Source organism: Bradyrhizobium sp. USDA 4369 (genome assembly GCF_054056435.1).
The window spans coordinates 4247413-4264290 of the sequence record NZ_JBSRYH010000001.1 but is presented as its reverse complement, the minus strand read 5'-3'; the positions used below and the strand labels follow the sequence as shown (position 1 = coordinate 4264290).

Annotated in this window: 17 protein-coding genes and 1 tRNA gene; 9 read left to right on the top strand and 9 right to left on the bottom strand. The window is 63.8% G+C overall.

Annotated features, from left to right (window positions below):
* Window positions 1-25: 25 nt before the first annotated feature.
* Complete coding sequence (locus tag ACVIJ6_RS19200) at window positions 26-115, bottom strand: K(+)-transporting ATPase subunit F (RefSeq protein WP_042340291.1); 90 nt, start codon at window positions 113-115, stop codon at window positions 26-28.
* Between the two features lie 10 nt (window positions 116-125).
* Window positions 126-278 (bottom strand): hypothetical protein, encoded by a 153-nt coding sequence (locus tag ACVIJ6_RS19195; RefSeq protein ID WP_168167925.1) that lies wholly within the window; start codon window positions 276-278, stop codon window positions 126-128.
* A gap of 278 nt (window positions 279-556) precedes the next feature.
* Here ACVIJ6_RS19195 and ACVIJ6_RS19190 point away from each other — a divergent pair, with 278 nt between their 5' ends.
* From ACVIJ6_RS19190 to dapA, 4 genes are all read left to right on the top strand, one after another.
* Window positions 557-1000, top strand: a complete 444-nt coding sequence (locus ACVIJ6_RS19190) for a hypothetical protein (RefSeq protein ID WP_456773961.1) — start codon at window positions 557-559, stop codon at window positions 998-1000.
* Window positions 1001-1018: 18 nt separating this feature from the next.
* Complete coding sequence (locus ACVIJ6_RS19185) at window positions 1019-1303, top strand: hypothetical protein (protein ID WP_456773960.1); 285 nt, start codon at window positions 1019-1021, stop codon at window positions 1301-1303.
* Window positions 1304-1437: 134 nt separating this feature from the next.
* On the top strand, window positions 1438-1713 hold the full coding sequence (locus ACVIJ6_RS19180; RefSeq protein WP_456773959.1) for a hypothetical protein: 276 nt from the start codon (window positions 1438-1440) through the stop codon (window positions 1711-1713).
* Window positions 1710-2657: a 4-hydroxy-tetrahydrodipicolinate synthase gene (gene dapA, locus ACVIJ6_RS19175; RefSeq protein ID WP_456773958.1), complete on the top strand. Its 948-nt coding sequence runs from the start codon at window positions 1710-1712 to the stop codon at window positions 2655-2657. Before ACVIJ6_RS19180 ends, dapA begins: the two co-directional genes overlap by 4 nt.
* A gap of 96 nt (window positions 2658-2753) precedes the next feature.
* Here dapA and ACVIJ6_RS19170 read toward each other — a convergent pair whose 3' ends face one another.
* The 3 genes from ACVIJ6_RS19170 to mobB form a co-directional block, all read right to left on the bottom strand.
* A complete protein-coding gene (locus tag ACVIJ6_RS19170) occupies window positions 2754-4409 on the bottom strand; it encodes an OFA family MFS transporter (RefSeq protein WP_456773957.1) in 1656 nt (551 codons plus the stop codon).
* A 715-nt stretch (window positions 4410-5124) separates the two neighbouring features.
* Window positions 5125-5361, bottom strand: coding sequence for a sulfurtransferase TusA family protein (locus tag ACVIJ6_RS19165; RefSeq protein ID WP_456773956.1), 237 nt, complete (start codon window positions 5359-5361; stop codon window positions 5125-5127).
* A gap of 156 nt (window positions 5362-5517) precedes the next feature.
* Window positions 5518-6036: a molybdopterin-guanine dinucleotide biosynthesis protein B gene (mobB, locus tag ACVIJ6_RS19160; RefSeq protein WP_456773955.1), complete on the bottom strand. Its 519-nt coding sequence runs from the start codon at window positions 6034-6036 to the stop codon at window positions 5518-5520.
* A 228-nt stretch (window positions 6037-6264) separates the two neighbouring features.
* On the opposite strand from mobB, the gene mobA reads away from it, so the two are divergent.
* From mobA to ACVIJ6_RS19135, 5 genes are all read left to right on the top strand, one after another.
* Window positions 6265-6897 carry a molybdenum cofactor guanylyltransferase MobA gene (mobA, locus tag ACVIJ6_RS19155; RefSeq protein WP_456773954.1) on the top strand — a complete coding sequence of 211 codons (633 nt, stop codon included), beginning with the start codon at window positions 6265-6267 and terminating at the stop codon, window positions 6895-6897.
* Window positions 6898-6906: 9 nt separating this feature from the next.
* On the top strand, window positions 6907-7497 hold the full coding sequence (locus ACVIJ6_RS19150) for a cation transporter (protein ID WP_456773953.1): 591 nt from the start codon (window positions 6907-6909) through the stop codon (window positions 7495-7497).
* Window positions 7498-7698: 201 nt separating this feature from the next.
* Window positions 7699-8910: an ABC transporter substrate-binding protein gene (locus ACVIJ6_RS19145; protein WP_456773952.1), complete on the top strand. Its 1212-nt coding sequence runs from the start codon at window positions 7699-7701 to the stop codon at window positions 8908-8910.
* Between the two features lie 78 nt (window positions 8911-8988).
* Window positions 8989-9954, top strand: a complete 966-nt coding sequence (locus ACVIJ6_RS19140) for a Bug family tripartite tricarboxylate transporter substrate binding protein (RefSeq protein WP_456773951.1) — start codon at window positions 8989-8991, stop codon at window positions 9952-9954.
* A 183-nt stretch (window positions 9955-10137) separates the two neighbouring features.
* Window positions 10138-10213 (top strand) — tRNA-Ile (locus tag ACVIJ6_RS19135).
* 174 nt (window positions 10214-10387) lie between these two features.
* On the opposite strand, the gene ACVIJ6_RS19130 is transcribed toward ACVIJ6_RS19135, so the two are convergent.
* The 4 genes from ACVIJ6_RS19130 to ACVIJ6_RS19115 all read right to left on the bottom strand — a co-directional run bounded on the left by ACVIJ6_RS19130 (window position 10388) and on the right by ACVIJ6_RS19115 (window position 16707).
* A protein-coding gene (locus ACVIJ6_RS19130) for an IS630 family transposase (protein WP_456771600.1) occupies window positions 10388-11327 on the bottom strand; the annotation gives its coding sequence in 2 pieces (ribosomal slippage) (window positions 10388-10990 and window positions 10992-11327; 939 coding nt in all).
* A gap of 166 nt (window positions 11328-11493) precedes the next feature.
* Window positions 11494-14556, bottom strand: a complete 3063-nt coding sequence (locus ACVIJ6_RS19125) for an efflux RND transporter permease subunit (protein WP_456773950.1) — start codon at window positions 14554-14556, stop codon at window positions 11494-11496.
* Window positions 14544-15944: an MFS transporter gene (locus tag ACVIJ6_RS19120; RefSeq protein ID WP_456773949.1), complete on the bottom strand. Its 1401-nt coding sequence runs from the start codon at window positions 15942-15944 to the stop codon at window positions 14544-14546. The genes ACVIJ6_RS19125 and ACVIJ6_RS19120 overlap by 13 nt, the downstream gene beginning before the upstream one ends.
* A gap of 37 nt (window positions 15945-15981) precedes the next feature.
* The gene (locus ACVIJ6_RS19115) at window positions 15982-16707 is read right to left on the bottom strand and encodes a thioesterase domain-containing protein (protein WP_456777028.1); all 726 of its coding nucleotides are present in this window, start codon (window positions 16705-16707) and stop codon (window positions 15982-15984) included.
* Window positions 16708-16878 lie beyond the last annotated feature (171 nt).

Sequence of the window (16878 nt, the reverse complement as noted above, 5' to 3'; positions counted from 1 at the left end):
TCCTTGAAGGTGCGACGGACGGCGGTCAGAACCGCTCGGGCCGCAGCAGCGCGTAGGTGAGATAGATCAGAAGGCCGAGCGACACGGCGCCGGCGAGCGAATAGTCGAAGATCATGGTGCGTCTCCTAGAGCCGCTCGCAGGCATAGGTGTAGCCGATCGCCAAAGCGAAGAAGCCGGCGGCCAGCGCCAGCATCAGGATGTCCAGCATGGTTTGCTCCTCATGCGCGTCGGATGCGCGCAGCGCGTGGAGCGGACAGAGCAGCGCCGGGGCCGACACGGTCCGTCCCACCCGGCCAGATGGCACCCGGATCCATAGGTTTTCGAGACAGCGCCAGCTGCAACATTATAGGAATCCCATAAAGACCGCGGCGCAGCCCGGCCAAAAGCGTGCGGCGGCAGCGGCCGGCGCATAGGAATTGTTCGCCGGGCCGAGGCGCGTTTATGCGGCGCCTATTTCTGCCCTGCCCGCCCCCTCTCGCATTCCTACGGCGTCTGCCGCCAGATGCTCCGTGCGGCCGATCTCGCGCCGCAATCCACTGACCATGGAGCAACAGCATGCCGGTCCTGACCCCCCTGGATGTTCCCGCACCGCCGCACGTCGCGCAGGAGGCGGAGAAGCTGCTGACGGAGCTTCTCGGCGACGATGACGGCGCCTCCTCGCTGTCCTTGCGCGGGCGACGCCGGGCCCGCATCGACCGTCTGATGCGGGCCGAGGCGCGGATCGATGCCGCGATCGAGCTGATCGCGCTGCAATTGCCGCGATGGCACCTGCGCCGGCTCGTCTATGACGACGGCGAATGGCACTGCGCGCTGTCGCAGCGGCGCGAGCTGCCCGACTGGCTCGACCATTGCGCCGAGGCCAGGCACGCCGATCTCGCACTCGCCATTCTCCACGCCGCGGCCGAGACGCGTCGTCTGGCGCCGGGCCAGGGACCCACGCAGGGTCAGCGTTCGGCCGAGCCCTCGCTCACGAACCTGGTCTGCTGTGATCATTTCTGAGATCGCGCGGGCGCAGCTATGATGCTCTCGGCTGACAAGTCAGTCGCGCTGTCCCCTGCCAGGGCGCTGCTTCGCTTCGGCCTGCGAACGGCGATCCTCACGCTGTTCGCGACATTCGGCAACATCGGCTTCGGCCGCAGCCTGGCAGCGCTGCTGTGGATGACCGTCATTCTCTGCGCCGTGCTCGCTGTCCTGCGCCGCGAGCGCGTCTTCTCCGCTGGCCTCAATCATTGGGACGAGATGATCGGGTACCTCGCGCTCTATTGCGCCGTGATGGCGTTCAACCAAGTCGCGGGATCCTGAAGCCGTTTACGCCGCGGCTATGACGTCGCGCGCCCCGCCGTCTCGCATTCCTATCCCTGCACCCCGATCATCGATCAACGCCCCGCCATCGTCATCTCACACGGCTGCGGGCATCAACCGGAAGGACCACCGCCATGAAGCTCGTCGAACCTCCCTCTTGCCGCAAGTCTGCTGCGGCGCTCGTCCTGATCGGCCGCAACAGCCGCGGCCAATGGGTCGTGCAGGAGCAGGCCGGACTTTATGGCGGCCTGTTCGTCAGCCGCGCCGAGGCGATCAAATATGCGCTGTTCGAGAACGGCAACCATCCGGAGACAATCGTCGAGCTGTCGCGAACGATCGAGCTCGACACCAACGGACGCTTCGCGCCGATCGGTCTGCTGCTCGGCAACGGCAGGCGACCGGTCGCATGACCGCAGCCTCCCATGTGCAGCGTGAACCTGCGCGCGGATGGCTCGCCGGCGCGATCGCCGACATCCCGACGCCGTTCGATCGAAGCGGGGCGTTGGACATCGCAGCCCTCGCCAGATTGTGCGAGCGGCAGATCGAGGCCGGCGCCAGCGCCATCCTGGTCTGCGAAACCGCGGGCGAGGCGTCCACGCTCACTGCAGCCGAGCGCGAGACCGTGATCCGCACGGCCGTGACCGTGGCCTGCAATCGGATCCACGTCATCGCCGGTGCCGGATCCAATGCGACGCTGCAGGCCGTGCAGAACACGCGGCAGGCCGCCGCCGCGGGCGCCGACGCAATCATGTCGGTGGTCCCCTATTATAACCGGCCGACCGCGGAGGGCATCTATGCGCATTTCCGCGCGGTCGGCGACGCGACGGCACTGCCGATCATCCTGCATGATTGTCCAGCACGCACGGGGCGCGGACTGCCGGACGAGACGCTGATCCGCCTGGCGCGATGGGCGCAATTCATCGGCCTGCGCGACAGCACCGGCGATATCGCGCGTGTCGTCCATCTGCGCGCGCGCCTCCCCCTGGGCTTCCGCTTGCTGGGCGATGATCTCACGGCGGTGGCTTACGCCGCCGCAGGAGCCGATGGTTGTTTTTCACTGGCAGCAAATATCGCACCGCAGCTCTGCAATGCCCTGCTCAAGAGCTGCCAGCGCGGACGCTGGCGCACTGCGCGACGGTTGCATCAACAATTGCTGCAGCTGAGCGAGGCGACCAGCCGCGAACTGCCGGCGGCATTGAAATATGCCCTCAGCCTGCAGGGTCTGGCTATGCCCCACGTCCGCCTGCCATTGACCGAGCTAGACCAGCCCGCCCAGGCCGTGGTGACGCAAGCGATGGCGGAACTGCACGCGTGGCTTGCCACAGCACCCGGGGTACCAGCCTGCCAATCTTGATTGGCTGCGCAACCGGTCCGGTCGAAGCGGATCCATGGCCAAAAAAAACGGGGCGGCCTCGCCGGCCGCCCCGCTTGGCTGAGATACCTATCTCACTCAGAAGATCTTGACGGCGCTTTCCAGCGTCTTCCAGACACCCCACGCCAGCGGCACGCCGACGAAGGCCCAGAACAGAGCAGCACTCAGGTCGAGGCCGCCCTTGCCGATGCCGAACGAACCGTGCTGGATCGCCGACTCGTTCTTGGCGAGCTCCGCCTGATAGCGCGCCACTTCGTCCGGGCTCATGTTCCACTTGTGATCGACAGGCTTGATCAGGAAGTTGCAGACCAGGCCTGCCAGCAGCATGGCGCAGAGGATGTACATCGTGGTGTTGTACAGCTGGTCCCGCGGCACGCCGGCGGCGAGCTGGAACTCGCGGATGTAGTTGACGACCACCGGACCGATGATGCCGGCGGTGGCCCAGGCCGTCAGCAGCCGACCATGGATGGCACCCACGAACTGGGTGCCGAACAGGTCGGCGAGATAGGCCGGCACCGTCGCGAAGCCGCCGCCATACATCGAGAGGATGATGGCGAAAGCGCCCACGAACAGCAGCTTCGACCCCATCGCTGCGAAGGTCGGCGCCAGTGCATAGAGCACAATGCCGATCAGGAAGAAGCAGTAATAGGTGGCCTTGCGGCCGATGTGATCGGACAGCGAGGCCCAGAAGAAGCGGCCACCGATGTTGAACAGCGACAGCAGGCCGGCAAAGCCCGCCGCGATGCCGGCGATCGCGGCCTTCTGGCCAGCGTCGAGCTGGTTGAAGCTGACATCAGGCAGGCCGATCAGCTTACCGGCGAAGATCTCCTGCAGCATCGGCGAGGCCATGCCGATCACGCCGATACCCGCCGAGACGTTCAAGCAGAGCACCCACCAGACCAGCCAGAATTGCGGAGTCTTGTGCGCGTTGTCGAGGTGCACGTGATGCTCGGAGATCATCGCCTTCTTGACTGCCGGCGGCGTCCAGCCCTCAGGCTGCCAGCCGACCGGGGCGACGCGATAGGCGAAGGCGCCGATCATCATGAACACGAAGTAGATCAGGCCCATCGTGACAAAGGTCTCCCAGACGCCGACCGAGGTCGGGGTCTTGAAGTAGTTCATGAGCAGGTTGGCCAGCGGAGCACCGATCATCGCGCCACCGCCGAAGCCCATGATGGCCATGCCGGTCGCCATGCCGCGACGGTCCGGGAACCATTTCACCAGGGTCGAGACCGGGGAGATGTAGCCGAGGCCGAGGCCGATGCCGCCGATCACGCCGGCGCCGAGCCACATCATCCAGAGCTGGTGAACATAGATGCCGAGCGCCGCGATCATCAGACCGCCGCCCCAGCAGCACGCCGCCACGGCGCCGGCCTTGCGCGGTCCGGCCCTCTCCAGCCAGCCGCCCCAGACAGCTGCGGAGCCGCCGAGCAGCACGAAGAACAGCGTGTACATCCAGCCGAGGCTCGCGACCTTCCAGTCGCAGCTGGTGGTGAACAGCTCCTGCACCAGCGTCATGTCGGTGCAGACGGTGCTCTGGGTCACGCCGATGGCGCGCGACAGCGGCAGCCAGAACACCGAGAATCCGTAAGCCATGCCAATGCAGAGATGGATACATAGCGCAGCCGGCGGAACCAGCCAGCGGTTGAAGCCCGCTTTGGCGACCGTGTGCTCACGATCGAAGATCCCTGCTTGTGCGCTCGGCAGCGCTCCCGCGCTTTCAACACTCGCCATGTATTCCTCCCCTACGGACTCCCGCCCAACGCAACAACGTCATGTTCTGTCCCCTTGATCAGAATCAATACGCTCACTCACCCCGCCCGCTATTGACGTATCAGAGCATTTCCGCAACGCACAAATGTTCAGAACTGGTTCCAAGCGCATAACACCCCACCCACGGAGTTATGCCCTCATCATGATTACGCCGCGGTTCTACCTAGGCCGCCCCCGAGCGGGCAGGGCTCATCTTCCGCAACCTCCGCGGAAGCGCCCCAATTGGTGCAGAATCCGGGCAAATTGTCGATAGTAAAATGGTAATAGTTCGTCAAACGCCGTGGATGACTGCAATGCAGCACGCCTATGCTGCTAATAGACACGCAAAATCACGTGCATCGGAAGTCACCGCCACTCTCGGCTGCAGTCAAAATTAACTTGGACTACTTGCAAGACCGGCAAGCGTCGTCGAGCGTTCATCAACTAACGCAGCCTGCGGCAACGGGTCGGCTGATCTCACCGCGCGCGCTGTTGCTCAGAAAAAAGTGAACGGTAGACAACCCTCCCTTGCCTCACGGCAATCGCGCAAGCCTGGACTGAGAACACGGCATTGTTATGAGCGCGCCTTGACGTCGATGCGACGATAGGAAGCAGCCCACCCACTTGACTTCGGCGCTACTGGCTCAATCGAAGACTACTTAGTAGGTGGTCGAGCGTCTGCCGGTGCCGACGAACGTCATCCTGGAACCGCCGCCTTCTCGATCAAGAACACAACATGGCTATCGCTGCGCGCGAGCAGCTCGATCCGATCGCCGGTTTCGCGGATCAGGTTGGGAATGTCGATCACCGCCAGGGGATCGGTACAGCAGATTTCAAGCCGCTCTCCCGCGGCGAGCGACTGCAGCGCCTTGCGCGTTTTGAGAACCGGCAGCGGGCATTTCAATCCCGTCAAATCCAACCTGATCATCGTCATCCTGAGACCTTGGTCCCGCATCCTGCGGGGCAATCGGGTTCCATTACCTGCCAATGGAACCGCAACCGGACGATTCCAAACTCGCTCTCTGCGACCAGCTGGTTGCACTCGAATGAAATTCCCGGGCAATCGGGAACCGCACGGGACTCATCGCCATCATCGCCCCGCATGCGACGAAGCCGCGGGCGGTCTCGCTGACTGCAACAGCAGCATCGCGACCGCCGCGATATCGTCGAGATGGACCCATGGCAAGGCGGTCTCGACCGGTACATCGGCGGCGATTCCCACGATGCCCGCATCGTCCGGGAACAGCAGCGGCTTGCCGTTGGCCGCTCGATGCACCTCGATCCTGCGATGCGGCCCTCCTCTGTAGCCCTCCACGACCACCAGGTCGACCGGCGACATTTTCGCGAGCAGATCGTCGAGCTCCGGCTCGGGGGCGCCGCGCAGCTCGTGCATCAGGGCCCAACGCGTGCCCGAGGCGACCAGGACCTCCTGGGCGCCCGCCTCGCGATGTCGCCAGGAATCCTTGCCGGGCACGTCGACATCGAACTTGTGATGCGCGTGCTTGACCACCGAGACGCGCACACCCTGCGCGTTCAGCAGCGGAATGGTCCGCGTCAGCAGCGTGGTCTTGCCGGCGCCGCTCCAGCCGGCGAGGCCGATCACCTTCATCGCCCACTCCAGAATTCCAGCGGCACCGCCACACCCCTCATATCCCCGTCGCTTCGCTCGCACACCGAGATCACCGCCGAGCCAACCGACCGAAGCTCTATAATGCCGACAGCGCAATGTCATGCCGCGCGGCTGCGGGATCGTGTTCCGTACCCTGCATGGCGGCCGCGCTCCGGCTGGCGGGTCGGACGCTGACCTCGCGGCGCAGGCGTGATAGTCGAGATCGGCATGACCGAGCCCGTCCCACCGACATCGATTCCCGGCGTGCTGCTCGCCGGCGGCCTCGCCCGCCGCATGGGCGGCGGCGACAAGCCGATACGCATGATCGGCGGCCGGACCCTCCTGCAGCGCGTGATCTCGCGGCTGGCACCGCAATGCAGCCGCCTCATCCTCAACGCCAATGGCGATCCCGCGCGATTCGCCGCTTACGGCCTCACGGTCGTGCACGACGGCGTTGCCGGCTTTCCCGGACCGCTCGCCGGCATCCTGGCCGGCCTCGACTGGGTCGCGGCGCAGATGCCGGAATCGCCGTGGATGCTGAGCGCGGCCGCCGACTGCCCGTTTTTGCCGCGTGATCTGGTGGCTCGGCTTGCCAGCGCGCGCGCAACAGAGGGCGCCGCGCTGGCGCTGGCCGAATCAGGCGGCCAGACACATCCGGTGATCGGGCTGTGGCCGGTCAGCCTGCGCGAGGACCTCCGCCACGCTTTGGTCGCCGAGGACATCCGGAAGGTCACCCGCTTCACGGCGCGCTATCAGGTCACGCGCGTGTCCTGGCCGGTACTTCCCTTCGATCCCTTCTTCAACGCCAACACCGCCGCGGATCTCGCCGAAGCGGAGCGGCTGGCCGCACAGGATGATTGAGGACGCGTGATGGATACGACGACCCCCGTCCGCCGCGCGGTGCTTGCGGTCGCCGCGCTCAATCTCGGCTATTTCGGGATCGAGTTCGCCGTTGCGCTGTCGATCGGCTCGGTCTCGCTATTTGCAGACAGCGTCGACTTCCTCGAAGACGCCTCCGTCAATCTCCTGATCGCGCTGGCGCTGCGCTGGAGTCCCACGCGACGCGCGCAGCTCGGCAAAGTGCTGGCGCTGATCCTGCTCGCGCCGGCGCTCGCCGGATTGTGGACCGCGGGCGAAAAGCTGTTTGCGCCGGAGGTTCCGGCGCCGCTGCCGCTCACCTTGACGGGCCTCGGTGCGCTCATCGTCAATCTCGGTTGCGCGCTGATCCTGGCGCGCGTTCGTGATCATCAAGGCAGCCTCACACGGGCGGCCTTTCTGTCGGCGCGCAACGACGCCTTCGCCAACATCGCCATTATCGCCGCCGGACTCGTCACCGCATTTCTGTGGCGCTCGGTCTGGCCCGATCTCATCGTCGGCGTCGGCATCGCCCTGATGAACGCCGACGCCGCGCGCGAGGTATGGGAGGCCGCGCATGAGGAGCATAAGGCCGCCAAGGCCTGATCGCGCGCATGGCGTTGCGCCCGTACTGAGCGAGCGAACCGGTTGCGCCGCGCTGCAGCACACAGGATCACTCCACCGGCTGGTGTCCCGGCGTGATTGACGGCCGCTCCGGTTTGCTTTGAGATAGGCGGAGCGGCCGGCAGAGCCGCGACCAACAACCGCGCCATGCCGCGGTCGAGAAACGCGGTCAGTGGAGGACGAATGCAGCTCACTGCTTTGAAGCGCGCGGCGTGGGCGGCCGCGGCGCTGCTGGTCACGACGGCAGCGCAGGCCGAGATCTCCGACAATGTTGTCAAGATCGGCGTGCTCAGCGACATGAACGGCCCCGCCTCGACGCCGACCGGCCAGGGCTCGGTCACCGCGGCGCAGATGGCGGTGGACGATTTCGGCGGCAAGGTGCTGGACAAGCCGATCAGCGTCATCGTTGGCGACCATCAGCTTAAGCCCGACATCGGCGCCGCGATCGCGCGACGCTGGTATGACACCGAGCAGGTCGATCTCATCGTCGACGTGCCGGTCTCGGCGGTCGGCCTGGCGGTGCAGACCATCGCGACCGAGAAGAAGCGGCTGTTCATCACCCAATCGACCGGAGCGGCCGATTTCCACGGCAAGTTCTGCTCGCCTTACGCCATGCAATGGGTGTTCGACACCAGGGCACTGGCCACCGGCACCGCGAAGGAGGTCGTCAAGCGCGGCGGCGACAGCTGGTTCTTCATCACCGACGACTATGCCTTCGGCCATTCGCTGGAGCGCGATGCGGCTGGCGTCGTCACCGCCAATGGCGGCAAGGTCGTGGGCGCGGTGCGTCCGCCCTTCGCGACGCCCGACCTGTCCTCCTTCATCCTGCAGGCGCAGGCCTCCAAGGCCAAGATCATCGGCATCGCCGCAGGTCCCCCGAACAACATGAACGAGATCAAGACGGCGGCGGAATTCGGCCTGCTCAAGGGCGGCCAGCAGATGGCGGCGCTGCTGGCGCTGATCACCGACATTCATTCGCTGGGACTGCCGGCGGCGCAGGGTCTCCTGCTCACCACGTCGTTCTATTGGGACATGGACGACAAGACGCGCGAATGGTCGAGGCGCTATTTCGCCAAGATGAACCGGATGCCGACGATGTGGCAGGCCGGCGTCTACTCCGCGGTCACGCATTATCTCAACGCGGTCAAGGCTGCCGGCGGCGACGATCCGCTGGCCGTGGCCACGAAGATGCGCGAGACCCCGGTCGAGGACTTCTTCGCCCGCAACGGCCGGCTGCGCGCCGACAATCTGATGGTGCACGATCTCGTGCTGGCGCAGGTCAAGTCGCCGGACGAGAGCAAATATCCGTGGGACTACTACAAGATCCTTGCGACCATCAAAGGCGAGGACGCGTTCGGCCCGCCCGATCCGGCCTGCCCGCTGATCAAGAAATGACGGCGCGCTGACGTCCCGGCGGCCGGTGCCGTCGGGCCGGCCCACATGACCCGCTGACGGCGAGATCGGGAGGCGACTATGAGACTGGCACGCGCGATATTATTCGGTGTGATCGTTGCGCTGGGACTGGCCGCCAAGCCCGCTTTGGCCGCTTACCCCGATCGTCCGGTACGCTGGCTGATCGGCTTCGCCCCGGGCGGTCCGGTCGACATCGTCGCGCGCATCATGGCGCAATGGCTGTCGGACCGCTTCGGCCAGCAGTTCGTGGTCGAGAACCGCACCGGCTCCGGGGGCAACATCGCCGCCGCCGCGATGATCAACTCGCCGCCGGACGGCTATACGCTGCTGTTCGTGGCGCCGAACAATGCGATCAGCACCTCGCTCTACAAGAAGCTGCCCTACGACTTCATCCGCGACACCGTGCCAGTCGCGAGCATCATGCAGCTCACCAACATGCTGGTGGTCAGCAACGATCTGCCGGCCAAGACGGTCAAGGAATTCATCGCCTATTGCCAGGCCAATCCCGGCAAGATCGCGTTTGCCTCCTCGGGCAACGGCACCTCGGTGCACATGGCGGCCGAGCTGTTCAAGGCGATGACCAAATGCGACATGCTGCACGTGCCCTATCGCGGCTCGGCGCTGGCCTTCCCCGACATCATCTCCAACAAGGTGCAGTTGATCTTCGACAATCTGCCGACCGCGCTGGAGCAGGCGCGCGGCGGCAGCGTGCGCGCGCTCGGCGTCACCTCACCGCAGCGCTGGCCGACGGTGCCGGACGTCCCGGCGGTCGCCGAGACCGTGCCGGGTTACGAATCGGTCGGCTTCTACGGCATCTCCGCGCCCAAGGGCACACCGCCAGAGATTGTCGAGATCCTCAACAAGGCGGTCGGCGAGGCGCTCAAGGACCCCAAGCTGGTGACCCGCCTGACCGAGACCGGCGGCATTCCGCGCGCCATGACGCCAGCGGAGTTCGGGAAGCTGGTCGCCGACGAGACCGAGAAATGGCGCAAGGTGGTGGAATTTGCCGGTGTGTCGGTCGATTAATGCGACGCCGGGCCCAACCACCGGGCGGCTCCGACCGGCGCGCGGCTGCCCACAAAACCATCCGGCTGTGGCATTGCCCGATCGTCACAGGGGCTGTAAACGGAGCCCGCACCGTCGCAGGGTCGTTTCCGCCGCACCGGGCAGGCCCAGCCTCCCCACAGCCGCAAACACCTCCGCGCCGCGGGGCCTGTAGCTCAATGGTTAGAGCCGGCCGCTCATAACGGTCTGGTTGCAGGTTCGAGTCCTGCCGGGCCCACCAATGCTTTCAATAGTTTGCTCGCTCTGATTTTGCCGCTTCTGCCCCGCCGCACCAGAAACCGGATAGGTCCACTTTTCGTTCGTGTGGAAGCCGCCTTGAGCCAAAATGCGGGTTCGCCAAATCCAACCGAAGCGCACTCAGAAGAGAAGTCGGAATTTCTAAAGCGAGATGAGATTAAGTTCGATATCCTGAGTTTTTGAGGTAGTTGGCACACTCTTCTGCGGAGAAGGCGTCGAGGGCAACAGCAATTGCGGCGCAAACCGTGTCGACGGTTCGCGCCGCGGCTTTGCGTAGAAGGTGCTTGAGCTTGGCAAAGACCTGTTCGATTGGGTTCAGGTCGGGCGAGTATTTGGGCAAGAAGAAGATCCTGGCTCCTACCGAGCGGATCAATTGGCGGACGGCTTTGCTTTTGTGGCTGCCGAGGTTGTCCAAGATCACGATATCGCCCGGATGAAGGGTCGGCAAAAGAACGTGCTCTACATAGGTGCGAAAGCTTTCGCCGTTGATCGGCCCTTCAATGAACCATGGTGCATCAATGCGGTCGTGGCGCAGTGCCGCCAGAAAGGTCATTGTTTTCCACCGTCCGTGAGGGACTTTGGCGGTCAGCCTGCTGCCACGCGGGCTCCATCCTCGCAACGGCGCCATGTCTGTCCTGGTCCAGGTTTCGTCGATAAAGACAAGGCGCGTGGCGTCGATGCGATCTTGATATTTCCTCCATTGCTCTCGTCGCCGCGCCACGTCAGGACGATCGCGTTCGCCAGCCTCCACGCTTTTTTTTGAAGCTGAGCTTCTCGGCATGAACGAATTCCCAGACCGAACGGTAGTCGACTTTCAACCCGCGTTCGGCGAGCTCGGCCACCAGCCCTCTTAAGGTGAAGTCGCTCGCTCTGATTCGCTGTTGCAGCCACGTGGCATGCTCACCCGAGATCGCCTTGGGCTTATGGCCGCCCATCTGGCCAGGTTCGATGCTGCCTGTCTCCTTCTCAAGCCTGGCCCAATTGATCGCTGTGCTGATCGCGACCCCAAACTGCTTGGCCGCCTTATTGCGAGACATCCCGCCCTTGATCGCGGCGACAACCCGCTTTCGAAGGTCCAGAGAATATGGTGCGCCCATCCGTGCTGGCCTCCTTCCCAGCCAACACGGTGAATCAGAAACACGCTGATTTGGGAATCCCAAATCGATTCAGACTATTCTCATCCCGCTTTAGCGATCGTGCCAGGGAGTGCCCCTGCGCACGAATAGGAGGACCGAGGGCGCCTTCCAACTCTCGTTGGCTCAACTATCTGCGGCTGCCCCAGCGATATGTCGACCGCCGGACGCGTGCCAGCGCACTCTCCATTGCCAGAAATCCAACGGGCACGAAGAGCAGAGAGAGCACCGTGGACGCGAGAAGCCCCCCGATCACGGCGACTGCCATCGGTGAACGAAACTCGCCGCCCCCACCGAGTCCAAGCGCGCTCGGCACCATGCCGCCAACCATCGCCAGCGTGGTCATCACGATCGGCCGAGCCCGCCGCTTGCCTGCCTCGATAACCGCCTGAACACTTGGCGTGCCCTTGGCGATCTCCTCGACCGCAACGTCGACGAGCATAATAGCGTTCTTCGAAACCACCCCCATGAGCATCAGAATGCCGATGACGACGGGCAGTCCGATCGGCTGGTGCGCAACACAAAGAGCAACCACGACTCCCGTCAACGACATCGGGATCGAAGCCATGATCGTCAGAGGTTGAAAGAAGCTCAAGAACAGCAGGACGAGAACCACATAGACCAGGAGCAAGCCTGAGGCCATAGCGGCCGCGAAGCTCGAGAATACCTCCTGCATGAGTTCGGCGTCTCCGACTTCCTTCACCGTGATACCCGACGGAGCGCCCCTCACGCCCGCCAGCGCCTTCACCGCATCGATCGCTTCTCCAAGGCTGTACCCGTCCGCCAGATCGGCGCTCACCATCACGGTCCGGTGGCGGTCATAGCGCTCGATCGTCGCAGGCCCCTGACCGAATCCGATGTCGGCGACCGCCGCGATGGGCACCGCCTTGCCGCTTGCCGTGGCGACCTTGAGCAGTTCGAGCGTTTCGCGGCTACCCCTCGCGGCCTCGTCGAGGTGCACGCGAATCGTGAGCTGCCGGTCGCCGAGATTGAACCGAGCAAGATTTGTGTCGACGTCGCCTATTGTCGCGATGCGCATGACTTCGGACAATGTTTCCGTCGCCACGCCGAGTTCCGCGGCTAGCTCGGGACGCGGACGAACCTGCAGCTCCGGACGGCGAAGCGCTGCTGTCGCCTGGACATTGGCGAGCATCGGCAGATGTTTCATCTCGATCGCTAGATCGGCAGCCACCTCCGTCACGGCTGCGCTATCGACGCCAAGCACCTGGAACATCACCGCGCGATCGCCATCTTCGCGAACCAGCCAGCTGCGAATGTCGGGCATTTCGGCGAGATCGTCGATCATGGCCCGTTCCATATCGGCTTGACTGGACTTCCGTTCGCTCGACGGGACCAACGAGACGATCAACGTGGCCTTGCGGACTTCCGCCCCTCCGCCGACCGATCCGAGAATCTCGCCGCCGACGACGAACACGTTCTTGACCTCCGGCCGCCTCCGGATCTTCGACATAGCCTGATCGGTGATGACCTGCGTGTCGCCCAAAGTTGCGCCGGGCGGCAGCTCGATCGCAAACATGACCCGGGCGGCATCCGTGGTAGGCATGTAGCCCTGAGGCAGCAGCCCAACACCGGCGAAGGAGCAGATCAGCAACGCGCACCCTAGCGAGATCGTCTTGAACCTGTGCCGTACGCACCAAGTCAACGTCCGCAAGTACAGCGCGATCATCACTGAGCCGCCTTCGTACAGCCTGCTGGCGCGCACGAAATGGGCGGCCAGCAGCGGGGTGATCAGCCGAGCAACTAGCAGGGAGAACATGACAGCGGCGGCGACCGTCAGACCGAACTGGCGAAAGTATTGTCCCGCTACGCCGCCCATGAAGCTGACCGGGAGGAAGATCGCGGCGAGCGTCAGAGAGATCGCGATAACAGCGAATCCGATTTCGTCGGTCGCCTCGATCGAGGCCCGGACCGGCGCCTTGCCCGACCGCACATGCCTTATGATGTTTTCGATCTCGACGATGGCGTCATCGACGAGGACACCGGTCACAAGCGTCAGCCCCAGCAAGGTCACGATATTGAGCGAAAAGCCCATCAATTTCATGAACCAGAAGGTCGGTATGATCGACAGCGGCAGGGCAATAGCCGCAATCACGGTTGCGCGAAAGTCACGTAGGAAGATGAACACGATAATGACGGCCAACACGGCACCTTCGCCTAGGGCATGCATCGCCGACAAATAGTTCGCCCGCGTATAGCTCACGCTCGTATCGATCAGATCGAAGGCGATCTTCGGGTCCTTCGCCGATATCTCCGCGAGGACCGCGGCGACGTGCGAAGCGACATCGGTATCACTGGAACCCTTGGCCCTGAGAACGACGAAGCCGACCACCGTCTCGCCATTGAGACGGGCAAACTTTCGCGCCTCCTGTACACCGTCCGTCACTGCGCCGAGCTGATCAAGCCGGATCTTACGCCCACCCGGCAGGACCACCGGCAGCGCGGCCAGCCCCTCCACCGTGCTCGATGCTCCGAGCGTTCGAATGGCCTGCTCGCTTCCGCCAAGCTCGCTTCGACCGCCGGAGACGTCGATATTGGTTGCACGAAGCTGTCGGCTGACGTCGCCAGCCGTGATGCTGAGCGATTCCAGCTTTTCGGCGCTCAGCGACACACGGATCTCCCGTGCACCGCCCCCGATCCGCTCGACCTTCGCAACGCCCGGCACCTTCTGGAGCTTGCCTCCAAGGACATTGTCGATAAACCAGGACAACTCCTGCACGCTCATCGAGGGCGCCGATGCCGCATAGATCGCAATGGGCAGCCCTTCCACGTCGATGCGCTGGCAGATCGGCTCGTCGATCGTGCGGGGGAGTTCAGCCCGGAGTCGTGCTAACACGTCCTTGACGTCGTTCACCGCGCGGTCGGCATTGACGCCGACACGAAACTCGGCGATCGTCGCCGTCATCCCGTCCGTGATGGTCGAACTGACACGCTTGATGCCCGGCAATGCCGCAATGGCATCCTCGACCTTCTTGCTCACCTGAATTTCGAGGTCCTGGGACGCCGCCCCGCCTTGCGTGATGGTCACCATCACGGCAGGAAACTCGATCGTCGGCAAGCGCGTCACCGGTAGGCTGAGAAAGGCGGCAATGCCGAACACCGTCAGTACCAGAAACAGAAGGACTGGTGGGATCGGCTGCCGGACCGCCCAGGCCGAAATATTCAAGCGGCGCATGCCTCGTCTCCCGTCATCACCTTCGGCTCTCGACTGCCGTCGCCGTCGGGCACGATTGTATCCAGCTGTCGTAGCCTTCGCTGCGCGAGAGCGGCGAGCGAAACGACACTGCCGCAAATGCCACAGATCACGAACATCAGCGCAAGTCCGCTGCCCTTCTGCGTTCCGAACCAGACGCCGAGCGACGACGCCGACCACATGCCGCCTTCCGTTAGGGCCGGTTCGAACACACGATCCGCAAGGACTCCTCCCCCAAGGATCACGATGGCGCTGGTCGCCAGATAAAGCGTTCCGATCAGCGAAAAGATGCTGCCTTGGCAGCGCTGCGGCGCCTTGCGCATCCAGAGTGCGTCCGCGCATCCTTCGGCGAACGATCCGACGAAGATCGCTGCGAAGGCGGCGATGCAGTATCCGGCAACCACGGAAAAAACGCCCAGGCCCGCGATGCACAATCCCAACAGCACGTCACAGATCAGGATGGTGAGCATGAGGTGGCGGGACCGATCGAAGACGACGAGCGCGGCCGCGCCAGCAAGTCCACCCATGCTGCCGCAGCTGAGGATCAGTCCGAGTTGCTCCGTCGAGTGGCTGGCCAGGACCAACGGCATGACCATCGTCGAGGCAAAAGCGCTCAACCCCCCCTGGATGATCACGTAGAACAGCAGCGCCAGCATCAAACGCTCCGATCTGAAGAAGCCGATCGCTCCCAAGGACGTCTCCGAGTCCCCGGCTTCGGCTTGCGCGACCGGCGCGCTTACCTGATTGGCGTCGGACGACGCTGGCGCGAGGGCTCTGAATACCACGATCGCTCCCATGCTGAACGCGATCAGGTTGATGATCACGACACCCAGCAGATCGGTCACGGCCATCATCGCGCCTGCGATCAAAGGGCTCAGCATCGCCGTGATCCGTGAGCTCATCTCCATCATGCCATTGGCCCGCACAAACTTTTCCTTCGACACCAGGTCTCGTACCGATGCACGATAGGCAGGAAGCCGCACCGCGTTGGTGACGGCGACGACTGCGACGAAGACGTAGAGATTCCAGACTGCGACCTCGCCACGCCACAACAATATCGCAAGCCCGAAGGTCACTGCCGCCGAAAGCAGATCCGCGAACACAATCAAATAGCGCCGTTCGAAACGGTCGGCAGCACTCCCAGCCAAGGGCATCACCAGCACGGATGGCAGTACGGCCGACAGGATAGCGGCGGAAAACCCCATCACCGACCCGGACTGCTGATACACCCAGACGCCGACAGCAAACTCCAGGAGTGACGTTCCCAACATGGACAAGGTCAGCCCGAACCAGAGCGCAAGGAATGCGCGGCCGAGCCCCTTGATCGAGAAATAGAGTCGTTGCATCGGCGGGTCGTCCTTTTGCGTCAACGGCTGAACCGAACGGAATCGTGTTGTCTGGACCGTTTCAGTCCGACCGCCGGTCGAACAGGAGGTCGGCGACCGCATTCACATGAGGCTGCTTGAGTAAAGTCATGTGGTTTCCGGGGACTTCGTGCACGGCAAGGTCGGGTATCCAACGGCGCCATCCCCCGACGATGTGGTCCATGCTCTCGAAGGCGCCCGGAAAACGATCCCGCGCCAGAATAAGCTTCACGGAGCCATGATAGAGCGCAGCCGGACAGTAATGAGCCCGAAACGCCGCTTCGAACGTGCGGAGGACACCGCGGAGCATGCTCGGTGCGGATCGCTGCGGCACCACTCCGAGGCGCGCAAGGCGCCCATGCAACAGCGCCAGCTTGGCCTCCATGCCTTGCTCTTCGAGATCGCTCTCGCGGATCTCAAGCGAACGCTCGACCGATTGCTCGAAGATGGCAACCAGCTTCAAGAAAGCGGCCTTGCTGCTATATTCGCGCGTTGGATGGAGATCGGCGTCTGGTGCTCTGCTATCGATGATCGTCAGGGATGCGACATGTCGCTCGTCGGAACGCAGTTGCAATGCCATCTCGAAGGCGACCCAACCACCGAACGAGTGTCCGAGCAGATGGATCGCGCCCTCTGGACACTGTTCGGTCAGGGCCCGACGATAGGCGCGAGCAGCGGCCTCCACGGTCGAATGAGGAACATGCGAGTTCTCGAACCCCCGAGGCTGTAGGCCATAAACCGGTCGCGCTGGCCCCAATCTGCTGGTCAGTTCCGTGAAGTTGACGACGTTCGCTCCCGCACCGGGTATACAGAAGAGAGGCTCGAGCTTGCGCGCGGCCGGGTTGGATCCTCACCAAGTGGGCAAAACGGGCTTCGGGCAGCGTTTCGGACGGTGGAGCAGGGTCACCCAGCGCCTCCGAGAGCGCCGTTGCCAACGTCG